At 66.7% G+C, this 19,777-nt stretch carries 17 protein-coding genes; 10 read left to right on the top strand and 7 right to left on the bottom strand.

What is annotated here, in order from left to right; translation table 11 throughout:
• Positions 1-99: 99 nt before the first annotated feature.
• The 6 genes from RM50_RS19150 to RM50_RS19125 all read right to left on the bottom strand — a co-directional run bounded on the left by RM50_RS19150 (position 100) and on the right by RM50_RS19125 (position 6,521).
• Positions 100-1,050 carry a glutaminase gene (locus RM50_RS19150; protein WP_043455976.1) on the bottom strand — a complete coding sequence of 317 codons (951 nt, stop codon included), beginning with the start codon at positions 1,048-1,050 and terminating at the stop codon, positions 100-102.
• Positions 1,047-2,642, bottom strand: a complete 1,596-nt coding sequence (locus RM50_RS19145) for a PucR family transcriptional regulator (protein WP_043455974.1) — start codon at positions 2,640-2,642, stop codon at positions 1,047-1,049. Before RM50_RS19145 ends, RM50_RS19150 begins: the two co-directional genes overlap by 4 nt.
• 229 nt (positions 2,643-2,871) lie before the next feature.
• Positions 2,872-3,624 carry a maleylpyruvate isomerase family mycothiol-dependent enzyme gene (locus RM50_RS19140; protein ID WP_043455973.1) on the bottom strand — a complete coding sequence of 251 codons (753 nt, stop codon included), beginning with the start codon at positions 3,622-3,624 and terminating at the stop codon, positions 2,872-2,874.
• Positions 3,624-4,472 carry a fumarylacetoacetate hydrolase family protein gene (locus RM50_RS19135; RefSeq protein ID WP_043455971.1) on the bottom strand — a complete coding sequence of 283 codons (849 nt, stop codon included), beginning with the start codon at positions 4,470-4,472 and terminating at the stop codon, positions 3,624-3,626. Before RM50_RS19135 ends, RM50_RS19140 begins: the two co-directional genes overlap by 1 nt.
• Entirely contained in the window at positions 4,472-5,602 is a 1,131-nt protein-coding gene (locus RM50_RS19130; RefSeq protein WP_043455970.1) for a cupin domain-containing protein, read from the bottom strand. Before RM50_RS19130 ends, RM50_RS19135 begins: the two co-directional genes overlap by 1 nt.
• A gap of 112 nt (positions 5,603-5,714) precedes the next feature.
• Complete coding sequence (locus RM50_RS19125) at positions 5,715-6,521, bottom strand: IclR family transcriptional regulator (RefSeq protein WP_043455969.1); 807 nt, start codon at positions 6,519-6,521, stop codon at positions 5,715-5,717.
• 48 nt (positions 6,522-6,569) lie between these two features.
• On the opposite strand from RM50_RS19125, the gene RM50_RS19120 reads away from it, so the two are divergent.
• Together RM50_RS19120 and RM50_RS19115 are read left to right on the top strand one after the other, a co-directional pair.
• A complete protein-coding gene (locus RM50_RS19120; RefSeq protein ID WP_043455968.1) occupies positions 6,570-7,859 on the top strand; it encodes an MFS transporter in 1,290 nt (429 codons plus the stop codon).
• Positions 7,852-9,099: an FAD-dependent oxidoreductase gene (locus RM50_RS19115; protein WP_043455966.1), complete on the top strand. Its 1,248-nt coding sequence runs from the start codon at positions 7,852-7,854 to the stop codon at positions 9,097-9,099. The genes RM50_RS19120 and RM50_RS19115 overlap by 8 nt, the downstream gene beginning before the upstream one ends.
• Positions 9,100-9,275: 176 nt before the next feature.
• On the opposite strand, the gene RM50_RS19110 is transcribed toward RM50_RS19115, so the two are convergent.
• Positions 9,276-10,328, bottom strand: a complete 1,053-nt coding sequence (locus RM50_RS19110; RefSeq protein ID WP_043455965.1) for a LacI family DNA-binding transcriptional regulator — start codon at positions 10,326-10,328, stop codon at positions 9,276-9,278.
• 217 nt (positions 10,329-10,545) lie between these two features.
• Between RM50_RS19110 and RM50_RS19105 the strand changes: the two genes are divergently transcribed.
• The 8 genes from RM50_RS19105 to RM50_RS19070 are packed head-to-tail and all read left to right on the top strand — an operon-like array spanning position 10,546 to position 19,620.
• Positions 10,546-11,907, top strand: coding sequence for an ABC transporter substrate-binding protein (locus tag RM50_RS19105; protein WP_205622307.1), 1,362 nt, complete (start codon positions 10,546-10,548; stop codon positions 11,905-11,907).
• 6 nt (positions 11,908-11,913) lie between these two features.
• Positions 11,914-12,924 (top strand): carbohydrate ABC transporter permease, encoded by a 1,011-nt coding sequence (locus RM50_RS19100; RefSeq protein WP_043455962.1) that lies wholly within the window; start codon positions 11,914-11,916, stop codon positions 12,922-12,924.
• A complete protein-coding gene (locus tag RM50_RS19095; protein ID WP_043455961.1) occupies positions 12,921-13,844 on the top strand; it encodes a carbohydrate ABC transporter permease in 924 nt (307 codons plus the stop codon). Before RM50_RS19100 ends, RM50_RS19095 begins: the two co-directional genes overlap by 4 nt.
• A 2-nt stretch (positions 13,845-13,846) precedes the next feature.
• Complete coding sequence (locus RM50_RS19090) at positions 13,847-14,695, top strand: sugar phosphate isomerase/epimerase family protein (RefSeq protein ID WP_043455959.1); 849 nt, start codon at positions 13,847-13,849, stop codon at positions 14,693-14,695.
• A complete protein-coding gene (locus tag RM50_RS19085) occupies positions 14,692-15,855 on the top strand; it encodes a Gfo/Idh/MocA family protein (protein WP_043455958.1) in 1,164 nt (387 codons plus the stop codon). Before RM50_RS19090 ends, RM50_RS19085 begins: the two co-directional genes overlap by 4 nt.
• Before the next feature lie 4 nt (positions 15,856-15,859).
• A complete protein-coding gene (locus tag RM50_RS19080) occupies positions 15,860-16,765 on the top strand; it encodes a sugar phosphate isomerase/epimerase family protein (RefSeq protein ID WP_043455957.1) in 906 nt (301 codons plus the stop codon).
• Between the two features lie 3 nt (positions 16,766-16,768).
• A complete protein-coding gene (gene uxaC / locus RM50_RS19075; protein WP_043455955.1) occupies positions 16,769-18,172 on the top strand; it encodes a glucuronate isomerase in 1,404 nt (467 codons plus the stop codon).
• Positions 18,169-19,620: a mannitol dehydrogenase family protein gene (locus RM50_RS19070; RefSeq protein WP_240472017.1), complete on the top strand. Its 1,452-nt coding sequence runs from the start codon at positions 18,169-18,171 to the stop codon at positions 19,618-19,620. The genes uxaC and RM50_RS19070 overlap by 4 nt, the downstream gene beginning before the upstream one ends.
• Positions 19,621-19,777 lie beyond the last annotated feature (157 nt).

The following is a 19,777-nucleotide window of genomic DNA, read 5'->3' as shown; positions in this document are numbered from 1 at the left end:
ACCACCATCAATAACGTGGTCGAACTCAACCTCTTCATTGGGGTTGTTGGGCATGGGTATTCCTTTCGATCCGGAAAAGATCTTGTTGGATGGGGAAACTTAGAAGACTGACCAGCCGGTGCGGTCCGAGAGGTCGGCAAGGGCAGCGGTGCCGGCAAGGGAGTTGCCTTTGGCATCGAGGCGCGGGCTCCACACGCAGATGGCGCACTGGCCCGGGACGATGACCAGGATGCCGCCGCCCACCCCGCTCTTGCCGGGCAGGCCCACCCGGTACGCGAATTCGCCCGCGGCGTCGTACATGCCGCAGGTCAGCATGATGGACCCGATCCGCTTGGCCTCGCTTGGGCTCAGCACCCTGCCGGAGGTCCCCTGGCCGTCATTGGCAAGGAACAGGCCGGCCTTGGCCAGCTGGACGCAGCTCATCATGATGGAGCACTGGCGGACATAGTTCTCCACCACCGATTCCGCCGGCTGGGTGAGGTTGCCGAAGTCCTTCAGGAAATGCGCCAGGGCCAGGTTGCGGCTGCTGCCGGCCAGTTCGCCCGCGGCGGCGGCTTCGTCGATGGACGGGCCGGGGACGGCCGTCCCCTCCTCCGTGCCTGCCTGCCTGGTGAGGAACCGCAGGAGCTGCGTGGCGGCGTCGGGCGTCTCTTCCATCAGGTGGTCCGTGACCACCAGGGCGCCGGCGTTAATGAAGGGATTGCGGGGGATGCCGTGTTCAGCTTCGAGCTGGACCAGCGAATTGAACGCCGTTCCGGAGGGTTCGCGCAGTACCCGCGACCACAGCCGGGCGGAGCGGCTTCCCTGCAGGGCCATGGCCAGGGTGAACACTTTGGAGATGCTCTGGATGGAGAAGGGGACGTCGGCGTCGCCGGAACTGAAGACTTCACCGGAGGTGGTGGCGACGGCGATGCCGAAGCGGTCGAACGGGACCGTGGCCAGGAAGGGGATGTTTCCCGGGACGGCTCCTTCTTTCTTCTGCGGGCGGTGCCGCCGGACGATGTCCCCGAGGAGGAGGCCAAGGGGCGGTGCGCTGAGTGTGGTGCTCATTTCCTGCCTGGATTGTCGTTGGAGGCGGCCCATTCCTGGAGATGGAGCAGGGCCACCAGGGAGTCGCGCGGGTTGCCGAAGTTTAGCCCGGTGACCCGGACCGCCTTGGCAACGCGGTAGTAGACGGTGTTCTTGTGCAGGTTCATCCGTTTGGCGCATTCGCCGACGTCGAAGGAGGCGTCGAAATACGCCTGCAGGGTTGTTGCGAGCTCGGCGTCGTCATGGAGCAATGCGGCCAGGCTGCGGTGTCGGAAAGGGGCATCGTGGAAGTTGCGCACCGCCTGCCGGTACAGGATTTCCGCTTCGAAATCGTCAACGGTGGCCACCGACCCCGCCTCTGCGCTGCGCACGCAGGCCAGCAGGGCCTCGGTGATTCCGGTGGCGGTGTGGATGGACAGCAGGTCCGGGGCCAGCGGCCCCACCGCGGCGGACGGCGTGATGCCGAGGTGTTTGCGGGCGTCCCGAACGATTGCTTCGGCGAGGGACCGCAGTCCCGCCTCGGCGGTCCCGGACTGCAGGTCCGGCATGATGATGGCGGTGTCACCGTTGAACTGCCCGACGACGGCGGATGCTTTGTAGGCAGCGGCATGGATGGAGGCAAGGTTGGCCAGTTCCCCGTGCTTGAGCGCGGCGTCTTCAGCCCGGGAGTCGGCGTCGGACATGCCGATCAGGAGGAGGGCTGCGGGACGCTCCGACGGGATCTTGCCGCTGTGTGCACTGGCGGCGGCTTCCGCCGGGCCCGACAGGATCCGCGCAATCCGGTCCTCCCGCATGTGGACGGACTGCTGGTTGCGGTAGCGGATGAGTTCGGCGGATACCCGGGCCGCGGACCCGGTGAGCACGTATTCGACGTCCGGGCCGAACCCGTCGCCGGTTTCCTGCAGCCAGATGTACCCCATGATCCGTTCACCGGCGAAGAGCGCGATGGCCACCCGTTCCCGCAGGCCGTCCTGCGGCCTGGCAGGCACCCGCACGGGCTGGCGGGTGCGGTGGAGTTCGCGGTAGGCGCCCAGGTCCTTGAGCAGCAGTTCGTACTTCCTCGGGCCGCGGCGGGACAGGATGGACGCTTTCCGGAGTTCATCGATGTCGTTGGTGACCGTGGAGTAGGCGAGGACCTTGTTCGCCGCATCCTCGACCAGGACGTGGCTCGACGTCAGCCGGGCGGTTGTCTGGGCAATGGCGAACAGGTCTTCCTCAAGCAGGGTGAGTACTTCGCGTTCGTAGCTGCGCGGCTGGATCCGGTCCTTGGCAATGGAAAGCAGGCGGTCCCAGTCAGCGGCCGGGTCCACCAGCAGGAGCCCGGAACCGGCGGCGCCGAGGAGCTCTTCGGCCTCGGCGACATCTTCGCGGTTGCCCTTGACCGCCACGACGGGCGGCGGATTGTCCAGGAGGCGGCGGAGGGCAGGCAATGCGGAACGGCCGCGGACGCCGATAAGCAGGACAAATGCCCCGGCGGCGTGGACGCCCTCGTCATCGGCGTCGACGATCAGGAACCGTTCGATATCCGGCGCCGATGGTGCGGGCCGGAGGATGAGGCTGGCGAAGCCAAGCGGAAGATCCGAGAGGATGTCATCCACCGTAACCGCGGCCATGGGTTGTCCTTTTGCATTGGGTCCTGCCGGACGGCTCTGTCCGGTTACCTCATGCTATCCAGCCTGGTGGGGGTGGATTATGGATTCTGTTCCAACTCCCGGGGAGCATTTTTGGTTTCCAGCCCGAGGCGCAGTAGGTCCAGGCGGAAACAGGGTGCCGGGCAGCAATGCCGGAGGCGGACCGGCCGCGCTGGCCCGCCTCCGGCGCGGTGGACACATGGCGCCGGCGTCAGATCCAGGCCGGCGCGGCCGGCACCGGGGTGACGGATCCGCCGTCGTGCTGTGCCCTGGTTCCGTCCGTGCCCCGTCCGGTGGCCCACTGGGCGATGGCAGCCAGCGGGCCCGACACTATGGTGGGCGACGCGGCAGTTGTGTCCCCGAACGATAAGGCGGTGCCGTCCACCTGGACCACCAGGTCCTTGTCCGTGCCGCGGGCATGCCACGCGTCGGTGATGTCCTTGAGCAGCCGTTCAAGGACGGGCGCGGGGATGTCCTTGAAGGTGGCCCCGTTGTCCAGGTCGACGGCGTGGACCCAAACCTCGCGGGTGCGCATCCAGACCGTCTCCTCAGCCGGGACGGTCCTGCCCTGGACGGTCTTGACCTTGTGGTGCCAGGAGTCGGCGGGCAGGTCCCGCCACTCCACGTTCAGGTGCACGGCGGAGTGGTCGAACAGGTTCCGCAGCGCGATGGGACTGAGCGTGGCCCCGAAGTCGATCTCGTAGTTGCGGACCTCCACCGAGGGGTACATGGGTGTTTCCACGCCAGTGGCCGCCCACTCCACCAGGCGGGAAACTGCCCGGGCGTTGTAGCCCACGTGGGCTACAACGTGGCGGCGGGTCCAGCCCGGCAGCAGCGAGTCCCCGTCCAGCTCCGCGTCGGTGAGCTCGTTGAGCTTGCGGGCGAAGAACGCGGTGCCGCGCCGGGCCTGCAGGAGCCCGTCGAGCAGGACCGGATCGGTGGTTTGGTCGTGCCGGGCAACCATCAGGCTTCCTTGACCACGCGGTTGGTCAGCTGGCCCAGGCCTTCGATGGTGGTGACCAGGACCTGGCCCTCCTGCAGGTAGCGCTTGGGATCCTGGGCGTGGCCCACGCCGCCGGGGGTGCCGGTGGCGATCACGTCGCCCGGGTTCAGGGTGATGATGGTGGAGATGTAGGAGACCAGGAACTCCGGGGTGAACACCAGGTCCGAGGTGGGGGTGGACTGCTGGACCTCGCCGTCCACGGCCGAGGTCATCAGCGGCCCGGGGGTAAATTCGTCCTGGGTCACCAGGGCCGGGCCGAACGGGGTGGACTTCTCCCAGGTCTTGCCCTGCAGCCACTGGATGGTGCGGAACTGGTAGTCGCGCATGGAGATGTCGTTCAGTACGGCGTACCCGGCGATATGCTCTGCGGCCTGCGCTTCGGGGATGCGTCGGCCCTGCTTCCCGATCACGACGGCGAGTTCGGCTTCCCAGTCCACGGTGTCCGATTCCTGCGGCAGGGCCAGATCGTCGTTGGGCCCGATCAGGGACTCGGCGTACTTGGCGAACAGGGTGGGGTGCGCCGGGACTTCGCGGCCCATTTCCTTGATGTGGTTGCGGTAGTTGTGGCCCACGCAGATGATCTTGCCGGGGGACGGGACGACGGCGGCAAGGTCGGCGCCGGCCACAGGGTGCGTTGCGCCGTTGGCCGCCTTCGCGGTGGTTTCCCAGGCGGGGTCCTGCAGCAGGGCCCCGACGTCGGCGAACCCCGGGATCTCGGTGAGGGTATCGCCGTCCTGGCGGACCGCCGTCGTACGCGCTTCGGTGCCGCCGTTGCCTGTGGAATCGAGGCGGAGGGTGAGGAGTTTCATTACTTGGTGCGTCCTTCGATGTAGGTGCGGTTGAAGTTCAGGCGCTCAAAGATGGGTGCGTCGCTGAACCGGAACAAATCAAACTCAGTCCCGGCCTGCAGGGACCAGGCTGCCCAGGACGGAACCACGAACAGGTCGCCCTTGGCCAGGACCCGGGTTTCGCCGTTCAGGGTCACGGTGCCGGTGCCTTCGAAGACCTGCCAGACACTGGAGCCCACCTCGCGGACGGTCTCGGTCCCGGCGCCGGCCCGCAGGCGGTGGAACTCCGCGCGGATGGTGGGCATGACATCCCCGCCGGTGGTGGGGTTGGTGTACCGGATGGCGGCGTGGCCCTGGGACACGGTAGCGGGATGGCCCTCGTCCTCCAGCAGCAGTTGCTCGCGGAGCGCGGCGTCGGTGTACTTCCACCGGTACGCGGCGATGGGGGAGTTGGTGGTGTTCTCCAGGCCGGAGAGCGGGCGCAGGCCGGGGTGGGCCCACAGCCGTTCGGAGCGGGAAATGTCCGGGGTGGCCTCGTCGGTGACGCGTTCGGTGCCGAATTCGAAGAACCCGGCATCGGCGTAGTGCACGAACGGGATGTCCAGGCCGTCGATCCACGCCATGGGCTCGTCGGTGTCGTTGTGGTGGCCGTGGAAGTTCCAGCCCGGGGTGAGGAGGAAATCGCCGCGGGACATCCGGACCGGGTCACCGTTCACCACGGTCCACACGCCCTCACCCTCCACCACGAAGCGGAACGCGTTCTGCGAGTGGCGGTGCTCCGGGGCTGTTTCCCGGCCGCCCAGGTACTGGATCGCGGCCCAGAGGGTGGGGGTGGCGTACGGGGTGCCGGCCAGGCCGGGGTTCGCCAGCGCGATCGCGCGGCGTTCCCCGCCACGGCCCACGGGCACCAGGTCCCCGGCACGGGCGGCCAGCGGGTAGAGATCATCCCACCGCCACACGTGCGGCACGGCTTTGGGGGACGGGACCATCGGCATCAGGTCCGCGATCTCCGTCCACAACGGAATCAGGTTTTCTTTATCGAAATCCCGGTACAGCTGCTCAAGCTGGGCAGCTTCCTCGGCGGTGGGCTCCGGGACATGGTGTTCCTGTGCCACGGATTCGTGGGTTTGGTTTTCAGCGCTGATCGACACTGGCCTTCTCCTTGCGTGCGGACTGACTGCGGCGTGGATTCGACCTTAGGGAAGGATGCGCTGTGACCCCCAACATATTCTGTCTACCAGAATTTTGGTCCCACAGTGCGGGTCAGCCGCCTGCTGCCCCGTCCGCCGGATTGGCCGCGATGTCCATTTCCAGCTGGCGCTTGGTTTCCATCATGACGCCCACCAGTCCGGCGTCGAACAGGGGCCGGAACCTGGCCACCGGAGTGGCCACGCTCAGGGCCCCCACCACCATGCCCCGCCCGTTGCGCAGCGCCATCCCGAAGGCGCTGATGCCCTCCTCGGTGCCCCCGAAATTTGCGGCGAATCCATTGGCCCGGACGGACTCAAGCTCGCGCAGGAAGGCCGGGTACTCGGCGTCGGGAATATAGTCGCCGGCCAGCTCCGCGTTCGGGCTCCGGAACAGCTGGTCCAGTGCCGCCGGTTCCAGCTCGGCCAGGATGGCCTTTCCGCCCGACGCCTTGTGCGCCGGCAGCAGGGTGCCCTGCCGGTCCCCGACCCTAAGGATGTTGGTGCTTTCCACGGTGTCCAGGAAGCGGACTTTGGTGCCCACCCGGATCATCAGGTTCACGGTCTCATTCGTGCGCGCGCAGAGCAGTTCCATGTGCGGCCGGGAGATGTCCCGCAACTGCCGCGTCCAGCTGAAGCCGGCAGGGCCCGCGCCCATGGCAGGACCCGGAACGTACCGCCTGGTCTCGTCCTGGACCGCGAAACCCCGGTAGACCAGCATGGCCAGGAGCCGGTGCGCCGTGGAGGGCGCCACCCCAAGCTCGGCCGCGGCGTCCTTGAGCCGCAGGCTCCCCACGTCCCGAAGGAGTTGGAGCAGCTGCAGGGCGTTGTCCACTGCTTCGATGGAATAGGTGGGCTTCCGCCGGGCCGGAAGATTCTGCATAACAGAATCTTATGTGCCTCAAGGCGCGCCTAACAGCACAGTAATGGGATGAATCACACAACTTCCGCTGCAGCGCCGCAGCGCACGGCCGCCCCCGCCGCGGGTGCAGGCCGTTCCGGGTTTCCCCGGCGTTCCGTGCTCGCCGTGCTGGTGTGCTGGCTGCTGGTCGTTTTCGACGGCTATGACCTGATCGTGTATGGGACGGTCCAGGGCTCGCTCATCAGCGATACCGGCTGGGGCCTGACCAAGGCCACTGCCGGCACCATCGGGTCGATGGCCTTCGTCGGCATGATGATTGGAGCGGTCTTCGCCGGGCGCATGGCCGATACCTGGGGCCGGCGTCGCACCATCATCGGCTGCGCCATAGTGTTCTCCGTCTTCACCATCTTCTGCGCATTCGCCCCCAACGCGCCTGTCTTTGGCGGGCTCCGCCTCCTGGCGGGCGTTGGCCTGGGCGGCCTGGTGCCGTCCGCCAACGCCCTGGTAGCCGAGCTCGTCCCGGAAAAATGGCGCTCCACTATCGCCACGCTCATGATGTCCGGTGTGCCGATCGGCGGCTCCATCGCAGCACTCGCCGGCATCCCGCTGATTCCCGCCTTCGGCTGGCCGGTCATGTTCCTGGTCGCCGTCGTCGCCTTGGTGGGGGTCATTCCGCTGGGCATCCGCTACCTGCCGGAGACGCTGGCACCCGAAGCCGGCGGCAGGACCGGGGGTGCCAGGGACGCCGTCGGGTTCGGCTCCCTTCTTCGGGCGCCGTACCTCGGGATCAGCCTGCTGTTCGCCATCGGCACCTTGGTGACCCTCTTCGCCTGGTATGGCCTGGGCACCTGGCTGCCCAACCTCATGCAGCTGGCCGGGTACAACCTCGGGTCCGCCCTGACGTTCGCGTTGGCACTCAACCTTGGGGCCGTGGCGGGCTCGGTGCTGACCGCCTGGGCCGGCACGCGGTTCGGCCCCATCCCCACTGCCATCGCGGCAGCGGCGGTGGCGGCCATCGGACTGCTGGTCCTGGTCACCGGGCCGCCGGTCGCCGTCGTCTATTTCATGCTGGTGCTTGCCGGCGTGGGAACGCACGGCACGCAGTGCCTCATCATCGCCGCCGTGGCCAGCCACTACCCGGCACACCTCCGCGGTACTGCGCTGGGCTGGGCCCTGGGCGTGGGCCGGATCGGGGCCGTGGCCGCACCGCAGGCCGGCGGGCTCCTGCTCGCAGCGGGCCTGGGCGTGAATTCAAACTTCCTGGCCTTTGCCGGAGCAGCAGCCGCAGCGGCAGTCCTGATCGCTGCAGTGGGCATCAAAATCAAGAAATCAACAGCAGTAGGAGTTTCCAATGTCTAACGTCAAAGATTCCACCGATGTCCTGGTGGTGGGTGGCGGCATGGCCGGACTGGCCGGCGCGCTGGCACTGCGCGAAAACGGCGCCGCCGTCACCCTGGTTGAGGTGGCACCGGCCTTCGGTGAAGTCGGGGCCGGCCTGCAAATGGCGCCCAACGCCTCCCGCGTCCTCAAGCGCTGGGGCCTGCTGGAAAAGGCGCTGGAAATCGGCGTCCAGCCCAAGCACCTGGTGTTCCGCGACGCGGTCACGGGGGAGGAACTGACCCGCCAGACCCTGGGCGGGGAGTTCGAGGAACGCTACGGCGCCCCCTACGTGGTGATCCACCGCAGCGACCTGCACCGGATCCTGCTCGAAGCATGCCAGGCAGCCGGCGTCACCCTGGTGAACGACGTCCTGGTGCAGAAAGTGGAAACCGACGGAGACCGGGCCCGCGCCTACAGCGCCAAGGGCGAGGTGTTCGAGGCGGACGCCATCCTGGCAGCGGACGGGCTGAAGTCCACCCTCCGCGCCACCGTTGCCAACGACGGCCCCGTCAACTCCGCCTACGTGGCGTACCGCGGCACCGTGCCCATCACCGAGGAAACCCCCGCCGCGGACCTGGAGGACGTCATCGTCTACCTCGGCCCGAACTGCCACCTGGTCCAGTACCCGCTCCGCAAGGGCCAGCTGCTCAATACCGTGGCAGTGTTCAAGTCCCCGTCTTTTGAGCGTGGAGAAGAGCAGTACGGCGGCGTGGACGAACTCCAGGCGGCCTACAAGGACTGCGTCCCCGCCGTGCAGGAAGCCCTGAAGAACCTGGCCACCGGTATCCGCTGGCCCATGTATGACCGCAACCCGATCGAGAACTGGGTCTCCGGCCGCATGGCGCTGATCGGCGACGCCGCCCACCCGATGCTGCAGTACCTGGCCCAGGGCGCCTGCCAGGCGCTGGAGGACGCGGCCGTCCTGCAGGACGTGTCCCGCGGCAAGGTCTTCACCCCTGAGGGGATCGACGCCGGTGCATGGGAGGATGCCTTCCGCGAGTTCAACGAAACCCGCGCGGCGCGCACCGCCCGCGTGCAGCGGACTGCGCGGATCTGGGGGGAGTCCTGGCACGTGGACGGCGTGGCACGCGTCCTGCGGAACATGCTGTTCAAGAGCCGCGGCGACAACAACTTCCAGTACAACGACTGGCTGTATGGCCGGAACGAGCCCGGCGTCCCGGCAGAGGTTCCCGCCGGGGCTGTGCTGGCAGAGGCCTAAGCACCGCACTCCAAGGGCGGGCGTACGACGGCGGGTGGGCTCCCGCCGTCGTACGCCCACCTTTTGGTTGGGGTGGGCGCGTTTACAACCCCAATCCATTTCGGAACAGCCGATGAGACCTGGGGTCCTGCCGTTCACCGCGAAGAAGGCGTTGAGGAGTAGTTCCCCCGTGTCCACTACCGGGGCGCGGGGCCCGTGGACTCGCGGATGGTCAGGTGCGTGGGCATGACCGCGAGCTGGCGGCTGGCGTTGCCCGCAAGCGGGTTGAGTTGCGCCAGCAGCATGGACACTGCAACCCTTCCGGCCTGCTCAATGGGACTTGAGATGGTGGTCAGCGGGGGATTGCAGAAGTCCGCGCCGAAAATGTCATCCGAACCAACGATGCTCATGTCGGCCGGAACCCTGATGCCACGGGCCTGCAGCCGCTGGAGCATGCCGATGGCCAGCAGGTCGTTGAACACAATGCACGCCGTGGCCCCCGTCCTGACCGCGGCATCCGCCGCCGCCGCCCCAGACGTCGTCTTGGGCGTGTACGGGCCGATCCGGTGCACCTCCATCCCCCGCTTCGTCGCGTCCTCCTCGAAGACCTTCCAGCGCATCTGGTTGGACCACGAGGTAGGTGGCCCCGCCACATAGCAGACCTTGTGGTGGCCCAGCGATGCAAGGTGCTCCAGGGCCTGGATGATGGCGGACGGCGTATCGATCATCACCGTGGGTGCGCTGGTGGAAGCGCGGTTGAAGGTCACCAGGGGCTGTGACTGCGAAACCTCCGCCAGCTGGGCATCGGTCAGGCGCGAGGCGGCCAGGATGAATCCATCTGCGGACTTGCGCATCTTATGCAGCGCATCGAGTTCCATTTCGCTGGATTCCTCGGTGTCCACCAGGAGCTGGGTCACGCCCGCAGCCTTCAGTTGGTGCTGCGTGCCCCGGATGATGTCGAAGTAGAACGGATTGGTAATGTCGGGCACCAGCACGGCCACGGCATTGGTCCGTCCCGAGCTCAGTCCCCGCGCCTGCGAGCTCGGAACGTAGTTGAGTTCCGCGGCGGCCTCTTCGATCCGCAGCCGCGTCCTGGGGTTCACCCTGTCGGGCCGCGCGAGCGCCCGGGATACCGTGGACGTGGCAACGCCGGCCAGTTCCGCCACATCGCGGATAGTGGGTGGCCGCTCCTGGCGGGTTGCCGCTCTTGAGCTTCCCCTGGTGGTGTCTGCGGCCCTTGAATCAGCCATGGCACTGGACCTTTCCCTACTGGCTGGACCAACCGCCACGGCAAAATTTCCGCCGGCGTGCCCTGACTTCCGATGCATCAATCTGAGCACTCATGGCAATTTTTGGCAACCGCTTGCCACCGTCTTGCCATCTTCCTAGACTGGCTCTCGAGTCGCCTGCAGTGATTTCCGCCACAGGACGGATGTGGCCATGCGGGTGTCCTAGAGGAGAAAAACAATGAGGTTTAAATCGACTACTGGGCTCGCGGCAATAGTCACGGCTGCAGCACTCGCCCTGACCGGTTGTGGATCCGGGGGCTCCGGCAACAGCGGAGGCTCGACCAACGCGAATGGGAAAGTGGACGGTACGGGCAAGACCCTCAACGTCCTGGTCGGCGTCCTGAGCCAGTACCCCGAACAGCAGAAACAGTGGCAGAGCGATATCGCCGCCAAGTTCAAGGCTGAGACCGGCGCCGACGTGAAGTTCGAGACCTTCGCCTCGGCCAATGACGAGCTCACCCGGATCCAGACCTCGGTCGTATCGGGCCAAGGGCCTGACATCTATGGGCTGGGCACCACCTTCACGCCGACTGCCTACGCCACCAAGGCCTTCGTGACCCTCTCGGACGACGACTGGAAGGCTGTTGGCGGCAAGGACCGCTTCAACCAGGCAGCCCTCGGCATTTCAGGACCGGACAAGGACCACCAGGCCGGCATCCCCTTCGTCAGCCGTCCGTTCGTGATGGCATATAACAAGGACCTGCTGGCCGCTGCCGGCATCGACAAGCCGGCCACAAGCTGGGACGAGCTGGCAGCCCAGGCCAAGAAGATGACCAAGGGCGACACGTACGGCATCGCCACCGGCTACAAGGACAACTACGACCCCTGGAAGTTCATCTGGGCCATGGCCGTGCAGGCCGGCAACCCGCTGGTTGACGGCAACAAGCTGAAGATGGACGATCCCACCGTCAAGAAGGCCTACGAAACGTACTTCGGCTGGCTGACCAACGACAAGGTTGTTGACCCCGCCTCCGTGGGCTGGAGCAACAGCAACGCCGTGGCAGCTTTCGCCAGCGGCAAGGCCGGTTACCTGATGATGACCACCTCCAGCTCCATCCCCACACTCGACAAGTCGGCAGTTGCCGGCAAGTACGAATACACACTGATGCCCACCATCGCCCCGGGTGAGACGCAGTCCAAGTCCGACAGCGACGCCGCCAGCATCCTCTCGGGCGACAACCTCGTGGTGGCGGACTACTCCAAGCAGAAGGACCTGGCCTTTGCCTACATCAAGCTGATCACCTCCAAGGATGAGCAGCTGAACTACCAAAAGATCTTCGGCGACCTGCCTGCAAACGCCGAAGCCCTGGCCAGCCTGACGGACCCCAAGCTCAAGCCGCTCGCCGACGCCGCCGCCAAGTCCAAGGCCACTCCGTTCACCGGCGCCTGGGGCGATATCCAGCTGGGACTCCTTAACGTCACCGTCCAGTCCGTCCCTGACCTGGCCGCCGGCAAGGTGGACGAGTCCGCCCTCGAACAAAGGATCAAGGACGCCCAGAACAAGGGCCAGGCTTCCCTGGACCGGGCCTCCAAAGGATAGGTTCTGATGTCGACCGACGCCTCCCATGAAGTCCGGCCTGCGGCGGATACCGCCGCGGGCCGGGCGCCCCGCCCCGCCGACGACACCGGGCGCCAGCCCGGACACAAGGGCGGACTGCGCCGCAAGGGCCTGAGCGAACGCAACCGCCCGCTATGGATGCTGATCCCGGGCGGAGCCCTGATGATCATCATCATCGTGGTCCCGCTGCTCCTGGGCATCTACATGTCCGTCCTGAATCTGGACCAGTACACCCTGCGGAAGTGGATCAGCTCGCCGTTCATCGGAGTGGAAAACTTCGTTGAAGCGGTGACGGACTCCCCGTTGCTGCACGCCGTCTGGCTCAGCGTCAGCTACTCGCTGCTGGCCATGGTGGTGACCCTGCCGCTGGGCATCGCCGCGGCCGTGGCCACCCAGAACGCGTTCAAAGGCCGGGCAGTCATCCGCTCGATCTTCCTGATTCCGTACGTCCTGCCGTCCTTCGTAGTGGCCACCGTCTGGCGGACCATGCTCCAGCCCGGCGGGATCGTGGATGAAGCCCTTGCCACGGTGGGCATCCACGTAGGCCTGTGGCTCAACGGGCCGCAGACCTTCTGGACGCTGGTCCTGGTCCAGATCTGGGCTTCCTGGCCGTTTATCTACCTCCTGGCCCTGTCCGGCCTTCAGTCCGTAGACCACGAGGTGCACGAAGCCTCGGCCTTGGACGGCGCGCTGTGGTGGAACAAGCTCCGTTACGTGGTGTTCCCCTACCTGAAGGGCCCGCTGGCGCTGGCCTTCCTGATCGGGATGCTGCACCACATCAACAACTTCACCCTCCCGTTCGTGCTGTTCGGTGTTCCGGCGCCGGCCGACGTCGAGGTCCTGCCCATCCTGACCTACGTCACCAGCTTCCAGAGCTTCCGCTTTGGCCTGAGCGCCGCGATGGCCTTCATCTCCCTGGTCCTCATCGCCATTCCGCTGTTCGTCTACCTCCGTGCCGTCAAGCTTGACGACGCCGAATCACCTGGAGCAAAAAAATGAGCACCACGACAGCCACCAGGCAGGGCACGGCGGCCTTCCACGTCGACCGTCCCGGTTCCCACCGCCAGCATGAGGTCCTGCGGCTGCTGCCCACCCCTTTGCTGATCTTCGTCCTGGTCTTCCTCGGCGTCCTGGTCCTGACTCCTGTGCTGTACATCTTCCTGGCCTCGGTCAACTCGGACATCGGGGTGGCCAACGGCGAGTTCTGGCCGTCCTCGGTCACGTTCGATAACTACTCGAAGATCTGGACCAGCGTGGGCCTGGCCACCGGCCTCACCAACAGCGTCCTGGTGGCGGGAGCAACAGCCGTCGTCTCGGCGGCGCTGTCCGTGTCCACCGCGTTCGTGTTGGTCCGCTACAGCTTCCGGGGCAGGCTGACCATCCTGCGCGGCCTGCTGGCACTGCAGTCCGTTCCCGGAACACTGATGGTGCTGCCGGTCTTCGTGCTCTTTTCCTCAGCCGCCACCTACCTTGGGATCCAGGTCATCGGAACCCAATGGGGCCTGTTTGTCACCTACCTGACGTTCGCCATGCCGTTCTCCACCTGGGTGATGGTCACCTACCTGCGCGGGCTTCCCAAGGAACTGGAAGAAGCAGCAAGGATCGACGGTGCGTCCAACCTGGGAGTGCTGTTCCGGATCATCCTGCCGCTGAGCTGGCCCGGCATCGTTGTCTCCGGCATCTTCGCCTTCCTTCTCGGCTGGAACGACGTCCTCTTCGCCTCGGTGATGACACGGCCGGAAAGCCAGACCGCCGCCGTCGCGCTCCAGATCTTTGGTGCCTCCCAGGAAGGCGGCGCCATCCCTTACTACGGCCAGATGATGGCGGCGGCGCTGGTATGTGCCGCTCCGGTGGTCATTCTCTACCTGATTTTCCAGCGTTACCTAGTAGGCGGGCTGACCGCCGGAGGAGTTAAATAACCATGGTTTCGACCACGCAGACCACGTGGCAGCTGTCAGGCTTCGGCGACGAGATCGACGACGACCCCGCAATCCAGATCGCCGTGCTGCAGGCCCTCGGCGCCAACCACATCGAGGTCCGCAGCGCGTGGGGTACCAACATCGTGGACCTCAGCAACGAACAGCTCCAGGCCCTCGCGTCCCTGCTGCAGGAAAAGGGCATGAAGGTCTCGGCCATCGCCTCCCCGATTGGCAAGGTGGATGTCAGCCTTCCCGTGGAGCACGAGGTGGAACGGCTGCGCCGCGCGGTCAACGCCGCCAAAGTCTTGGATGCACGGTACATCCGGATCTTCTCCTTCTACTACGGGGACTCCGTGCAGGTGGAGAGCATCCGCGACGCCGTCATGGAGCGGATGCGGGCGCTCGCCGGGGTGGCCGAGGAAGGCGGGGTGATCCTCCTGCACGAGAACGAGAAGGACATCTTCGGAGATGTCCCGGACCGCGTGCTGGACATTATCGAGACCGTCAATTCGCCGGCCCTGAAGGTCGCCTGGGACGCCGCGAACTTCGTCCAGGTGGGGGTCAAGCCCTTCGACGAGGGGTACGCCAAGCTCCGCCCGCACCTTGAATACCTGCAGGTCAAAGATGCGTTGTTCGAAAATGGCCACGTGGTCCCGGCCGGTGAAGGGGACGGGGACGTCCTCCGCACCGTCGAGGCGCTGAAGGCTGACGGGTACCAGGGCTTCGCGTCCCTGGAGCCGCACCTGGCGGGGGCGCATGGCCTGGGCGGGTTCTCCGGTCCCACCGCCTTCGGCATCGCCGCACGCGCTTTCGCAAAAGTCACCGCAGAAGCAGGAGTCCAGACCGCATGAGTACCTTGAACGTAGCCATCACGGGGTGCGGCGTCATTGGCCGCACCCACGCCGTAGCCCTCCAGTCGTTTCCCGAGGCCCGGATCGTCGCCCTCGTCGACGCCATCCCGGCGGCAGCGGAATCCCTCGCGGACTTCATTGAAAAGAACGGCGGCGAACGGCCGCCGCAGTTCAGTTCCCTGGCCGAAGCTTTCGCGGCTGAGGACATCGACCTCGTGGCATTGGCCACCCCCAGCGGCCTCCACATCCAACAGGGCCTGGAGGTCCTGGCCGCCGGCAAGCACGTGGTGATCGAGAAGCCACTGGATGTGGATCTCACCAGGGCCCAGGAGATCGAGGCCGCAGCAAAGGAAGCCGCGGAAAAGGGCATCATCGCCTCGGTCATCAGCCAGCACCGGTTCGACCAGTCCAGCGTCGCTGTCGCGGACGCCGTGGCGAAAGGCCGCTTCGGCCGGCTGACGTCCGCCATCGCCTCCGTGGCCTGGTGGCGCAGCCAGGGCTACTACGATTCCGGTGACTGGCGCGGCACCTGGTCCATGGACGGTGGCGGCGCCTTGATGAACCAGGGCGTCCACACCGTGGACCTGCTCCTCTGGTTCATGGGGCGCCCTGTGGAGATCCACGCACACACGGCACGGCTCGCCCACGAACGGATTGAGGTGGAGGACACCGCCGTTGCCACCATCACCTTCGAAAACGGCGGCCTGGCCGTCCTTCACGCCACCACCGCGGCCTACCCCGGTTTGACGGTGCGCGTCCAGCTGATGGGATCCGAAGGCTCGGCCGTGGTGGACAACGACCGGCTGGAGTACTTCCACAGCAAGGACGCCGGCGGTGAATCGGCGGACATGGGCCTGCAGGGCGGCGGCAACCAGGCGGAAGAAGAACTGGCCAAGTATCCCGAGGAAGACTACAAGGCGGCGGACCCCACCACCTACCCCGCCGGACACGTCCGGCAATACCGCGACATCCTGGCCGCCATCGCCGGCGGACGCCAGCCGGGCGTCACCGTCAGCGACGCCGTCAACGCGCTCGCTGCGGTGCGTTCCGTCTACGTGTCTGCCACCCTGGGCCAGCCCGTCCTCTTCGACGACGTTCTGGCAGGCAAGTACAACGACCTCGAAGTCCGCACCGGCAACACCGCGGCAGAAAGTGCCTGAAGCAATGAAGTTTTCAGTATTTACGGCATCAACCCCCGACTGGACTCCCGAAGAAGCAGTGAAGCACCTCGCCGACCAAGGCTGGGACGGCGTCGAATGGCGCATAACCGACCAGGGCGACGCCGCAGAACCGGGCTTCTGGGCCGGCAACAGGGCCACGGTCCCGCTTACCGGGATGGAAGACCACCTGGACCGCATCGCCAACCTCACCAGCGATGCTGGCCTGGAGTTCTCCGGGATTGGCGGGTACGCACGGTGCGACAACCACGCGGACGTGGACCGCATGTTGGCCGCCACGGCCCGGCTGGGCGCGGAGAAGGTCAGGGTGACCACGCTTCCGCTGGGGACTGCGGCATGGGGCAACGAACCGGCCAGCGGCACGCCCTACCCGGAACTCTTTGCCGCAGCCCGCCGCGATTTCGAGTGGATCGCCGAACGGGCTGCGCACCACGGCGTCAAGGCACTTGTGGAGCTGCACCACCGGACCATCACCGCTTCCGCGTCGTCCGCGCTGCGGCTGCTGGACGGACTGGACCCCCGGCACGTGGGCGTTATCCACGACCTGGGGAACCTGCTCATCGAAGGGCAGGAGGACTACCTTCCCGCCTTCGAGCTCCTGGGCGACTACCTGGCACACGTGCACGTCAAGAACGCGGTCTGGGTCAACAGCGGCGAAACCGATGAGTCCGGCGCCGCCGTCTACCGCAATGAGTGGGCCCCACTCCGCTCGGGCCAGGGCAGCGTGCTGCAGTACTTCAAAGCGCTCGCGGCCTTCGGCTATGACGGGTGGGTCACCGTGGAGGACTTCTCCACCGAGCTACCCCTGGCCGAGCGTACGGCGGACAACCTCGAGTACCTTCGCTCCACGGCTGCCCTGGCAGGCCTCTCCGTCCCGGCCAGGAGGCGTTGAGCAATGGGCCAGCCAATAGCGGACCACCCGGACCGGCTGCTGCCGGCGGATCCCGGTGTCCGGGAGGTTGCCCGGTCCCTCTTCACAAAGGTGGAGGGGCTGCCGATCATATCCCCGCACGGACACGTGGACGCGGCGGTCATCGAACAGAACACTCCCTTCCCTGATCCTGCCGCGCTCCTGGTCACACCGGACCACTACGTCACCCGGTTGATCCATGCCGGCGGGGTCCCCATGGACCAGCTGGGGCTTGGCGGCCAGCCTGCTGATTCACGGCAGGTGTGGCGCCGCTTCTGCGAAGCGTGGCCCAACTTCGAGGGAACGGCGTCCGGGTACTGGATCCGGCAGGAGTTCGCCCACGTGTTCGGGTTGCAGGAGGAGCCGTCCGCGGACAACGCCGACCGGCTCTACGACGCCCTGCAGGCCAAACTTTCGGAGCCCGGTTTCCGCCCGCGCGAGCTGTTCAAGGAATTCAACATCGAGGTCCTGGCCACCACGGATGACCCGCTGGACACCCTGGACAGCCACGCAGCGCTGCAGGCGGATCCTGCCTTCGCAGGCAGGGTGCTGCCCACCTTCCGGCCGGACCAGTACCTGAACATGGCGCATCCGGCGTGGCAGGACAACGTGGAGCGCCTCATCAGCGCCGCGGGGGAGGGCGCCACCGGCTACGCCGGCTACATCAAGGCGCTCGAAGCCAGGCGGCGGCACTTCGTGGACCGGGGCGCGGTGTCCGCCGACCACGGCTTGTTCACCCCGGCCACCCTCAAACTGGACGACGGCGAGGCGGAGCGGCTTTTCGAGCTCGGCCGCACCGGCCAGGCAGGGCCGCGGGAACGGGATGCCTTCGAGGCCCACATGCTGTACCAGATGGCCAGGATGTCGGTGGAGGACGGCCTGGTGATGACCATCCACCCGGGCTCGTTCCGCAACCACCACACGCCCACCTTCGAGGCTTTCGGAGCCGACACGGGCCACGATATTCCGGTGGCGGTCAACTACACGGAGGCCGTCCGGCCGCTGCTGCAGGACTTCGGCACGGCCAAGGACTTCCACCTGGTCCTCTTCACGCTCGATGAGACGGTGTTCTCCCGGGAGCTGGCGCCGTTGGCCGGGTTCTACCCGTCGGTGTACCTGGGGGCACCGTGGTGGTTCCTGGACGCTCCGGACGCGATGCTGCGCTTCCGGTCGGCGGTGACGGAGACGGCGGGCTTCTCGCGGTCCTCGGGCTTTATCGACGACACCCGCGCCTTCTGCTCCATCCCGGCCCGGCACGATACGGCGCGGCGGATCGAGGCCTCCTTCCTGGCACGCCTGGTGGCCGAGCACCGGATCAGCGAGGACCGGGCCCAGGAACTGATTGTCGACATCGTGGATGCTTCACCGCGGCGGGTGTTCAAGCTGTGAGCGCTGTCCCGCCTGCCCCGGGTGCACTGCCGGTCCTGGACCGCACCCTGAAGCCGCTGCCCACGGCGCCGGTGCGGATCGTGCACCTTGGCCTGGGCGCGTTCCACCGGTCCCACCAGGCCTGGTACACCCAGCACGCCGGTGACGCGGGGGAGTGGGGGATCGCGGCGTTCACCGGCCGCCGCCCGGATGCCGCCGAGGCGCTGTCCGCCCAGGACTGCCTCTACACGCTGGTGGAGCGTTCGGCAGCCGGGGACAGCTTTGAGGTTATCGGCAGCATTGTCGAAGCGGTGGACGGGGCCGACGTGGGCCGTCTGTGCGAGCTTCTGGCGGCGAAAGAAACGGCGATCGTCACGCTGACCATCACCGAGGCAGCCTACGGGCTGGCGGCGGATGGAAGGTTCGACGCCGACGCGCCGGCTGTCGCGGAAGACCTCCGGGCGCTGTCGGCAGCAGCGTCCGGGGGAACAGGACCAGGGGAGGCAGGGGTGCCCGGCACGCCGCTGGGCCGGCTGGTGCTTGCCCTCGCCCGGCGCCGCGACAGCGGCGCGGGACCCCTCGCCGTCGTCAGCTGCGACAATCTTTCGGCCAACGGCGAGGTGGCCCGCCGTGCCGTCCTGGGCCTGGCCGGGGCCTGGGGCCAAGGCCTGGCGGAGTGGATCGACGCCAACGTCAGCTTTGTCAGTACCTCGGTGGACCGCATTACTCCCCGCGCCACGGACGCGGATACCACGGAAGTGGCCGAAAAATGCGGCTACCGCGACAGCTCGCCGGTGGTGGCCGAACCGTTCCGCAACTGGGTGCTCAGCGGTGATTTCCCGGCCGGCAGGCCGCGCTGGGAGGACGCCGGTGCCGTGGTTGTCGATGACATCGAGCCGTATGAGAACCGCAAACTGTGGCTGCTCAACGGTTCACACTCGATCCTGGCCTACGCCGGGCAGCTCCGCGGCCACGCAACGGTGGCCGAAGCCCTCGCCGATCCGGTGTGCCGGAAGGCAGTGGAGGAATTCTGGGACGAGGCGGCAAACCACTTGACCGCTGCCGGGCTGGACATCCCGCAGTACCGGCAGGCTCTGCTGGACCGGTTCGGCAATGCCCGCATCGCCCACCGGCTGGCTCAGATCGCGGCCGACGGGACCACCAAGCTGCGCATGCGCGCCGTCCCGGTCCTGATGGCGGAACGGGCCGCAGGCCGCCGCGGCAGCGGCAGCGCACTGATGCTTGCAGCATGGATTGACTACGCCGCCTCCGGCGCCGAATTCCAGGACCCGCTGGCGGCAGACATCAGGGCAGCCAACGCCGTGCCCGGCACCGGAAGGATCCAGGCACTGCTCCGCCTGGTCAGCGCCGGCCTCGCCGAGGACCCGCAAATCGTTGCCCTGGTCTCAGCCTTGTCCGGAACCCTCAGCGCCAACCCGGCCGGCTCCGCCACCCCCGCACACACGTGAACGCAGGTTGCACCGCCAACCCCATCCCCTTGGAAGGAACAATAAATCCCATGAAGATCATTGCCGCCGATGTGTTTGTTACCAGTCCGTCGCGGAATTTCGTGACGTTGCGGATCACGACGGAGGACGGTGTGATCGGGATTGGTGATGCGACGTT

It is taken from the genome of Pseudarthrobacter phenanthrenivorans (assembly GCF_000813845.1).
Lineage (GTDB): Bacteria > Actinomycetota > Actinomycetes > Actinomycetales > Micrococcaceae > Arthrobacter > Arthrobacter phenanthrenivorans_B.
Note: the sequence above shows the minus strand (reverse complement) of the source record. Positions and strands in the feature narration are given on the sequence as shown.

What these genes read in the sequence shown, in the direction of transcription:
- RM50_RS19150 (WP_043455976.1), bottom strand. Translation starts at nt 1,050, where the DNA reads ATGAGCACCACACTCAGCGCACCGCCCCTTGGCCTCCTCCTCGGGGAC.
- RM50_RS19145 (WP_043455974.1), bottom strand. Translation starts at nt 2,642, where the DNA reads ATGGCCGCGGTTACGGTGGATGACATCCTCTCGGATCTTCCGCTTGGC.
- RM50_RS19140 (WP_043455973.1), bottom strand. Translation starts at nt 3,624, where the DNA reads ATGGTTGCCCGGCACGACCAAACCACCGATCCGGTCCTGCTCGACGGG.
- RM50_RS19135 (WP_043455971.1), bottom strand. Translation starts at nt 4,472, where the DNA reads ATGAAACTCCTCACCCTCCGCCTCGATTCCACAGGCAACGGCGGCACC.
- RM50_RS19125 (WP_043455969.1), bottom strand. Translation starts at nt 6,521, where the DNA reads ATGCAGAATCTTCCGGCCCGGCGGAAGCCCACCTATTCCATCGAAGCA.
- RM50_RS19120 (WP_043455968.1), top strand. Translation starts at nt 6,570, where the DNA reads ATGAATCACACAACTTCCGCTGCAGCGCCGCAGCGCACGGCCGCCCCC.
- RM50_RS19115 (WP_043455966.1), top strand. Translation starts at nt 7,852, where the DNA reads ATGTCTAACGTCAAAGATTCCACCGATGTCCTGGTGGTGGGTGGCGGC.
- RM50_RS19110 (WP_043455965.1), bottom strand. Translation starts at nt 10,328, where the DNA reads ATGGCTGATTCAAGGGCCGCAGACACCACCAGGGGAAGCTCAAGAGCG.
- RM50_RS19105 (WP_205622307.1), top strand. Translation starts at nt 10,546, where the DNA reads ATGAGGTTTAAATCGACTACTGGGCTCGCGGCAATAGTCACGGCTGCA.
- RM50_RS19100 (WP_043455962.1), top strand. Translation starts at nt 11,914, where the DNA reads ATGTCGACCGACGCCTCCCATGAAGTCCGGCCTGCGGCGGATACCGCC.
- RM50_RS19095 (WP_043455961.1), top strand. Translation starts at nt 12,921, where the DNA reads ATGAGCACCACGACAGCCACCAGGCAGGGCACGGCGGCCTTCCACGTC.
- RM50_RS19090 (WP_043455959.1), top strand. Translation starts at nt 13,847, where the DNA reads ATGGTTTCGACCACGCAGACCACGTGGCAGCTGTCAGGCTTCGGCGAC.
- RM50_RS19085 (WP_043455958.1), top strand. Translation starts at nt 14,692, where the DNA reads ATGAGTACCTTGAACGTAGCCATCACGGGGTGCGGCGTCATTGGCCGC.
- RM50_RS19080 (WP_043455957.1), top strand. Translation starts at nt 15,860, where the DNA reads ATGAAGTTTTCAGTATTTACGGCATCAACCCCCGACTGGACTCCCGAA.
- uxaC (WP_043455955.1), top strand. Translation starts at nt 16,769, where the DNA reads ATGGGCCAGCCAATAGCGGACCACCCGGACCGGCTGCTGCCGGCGGAT.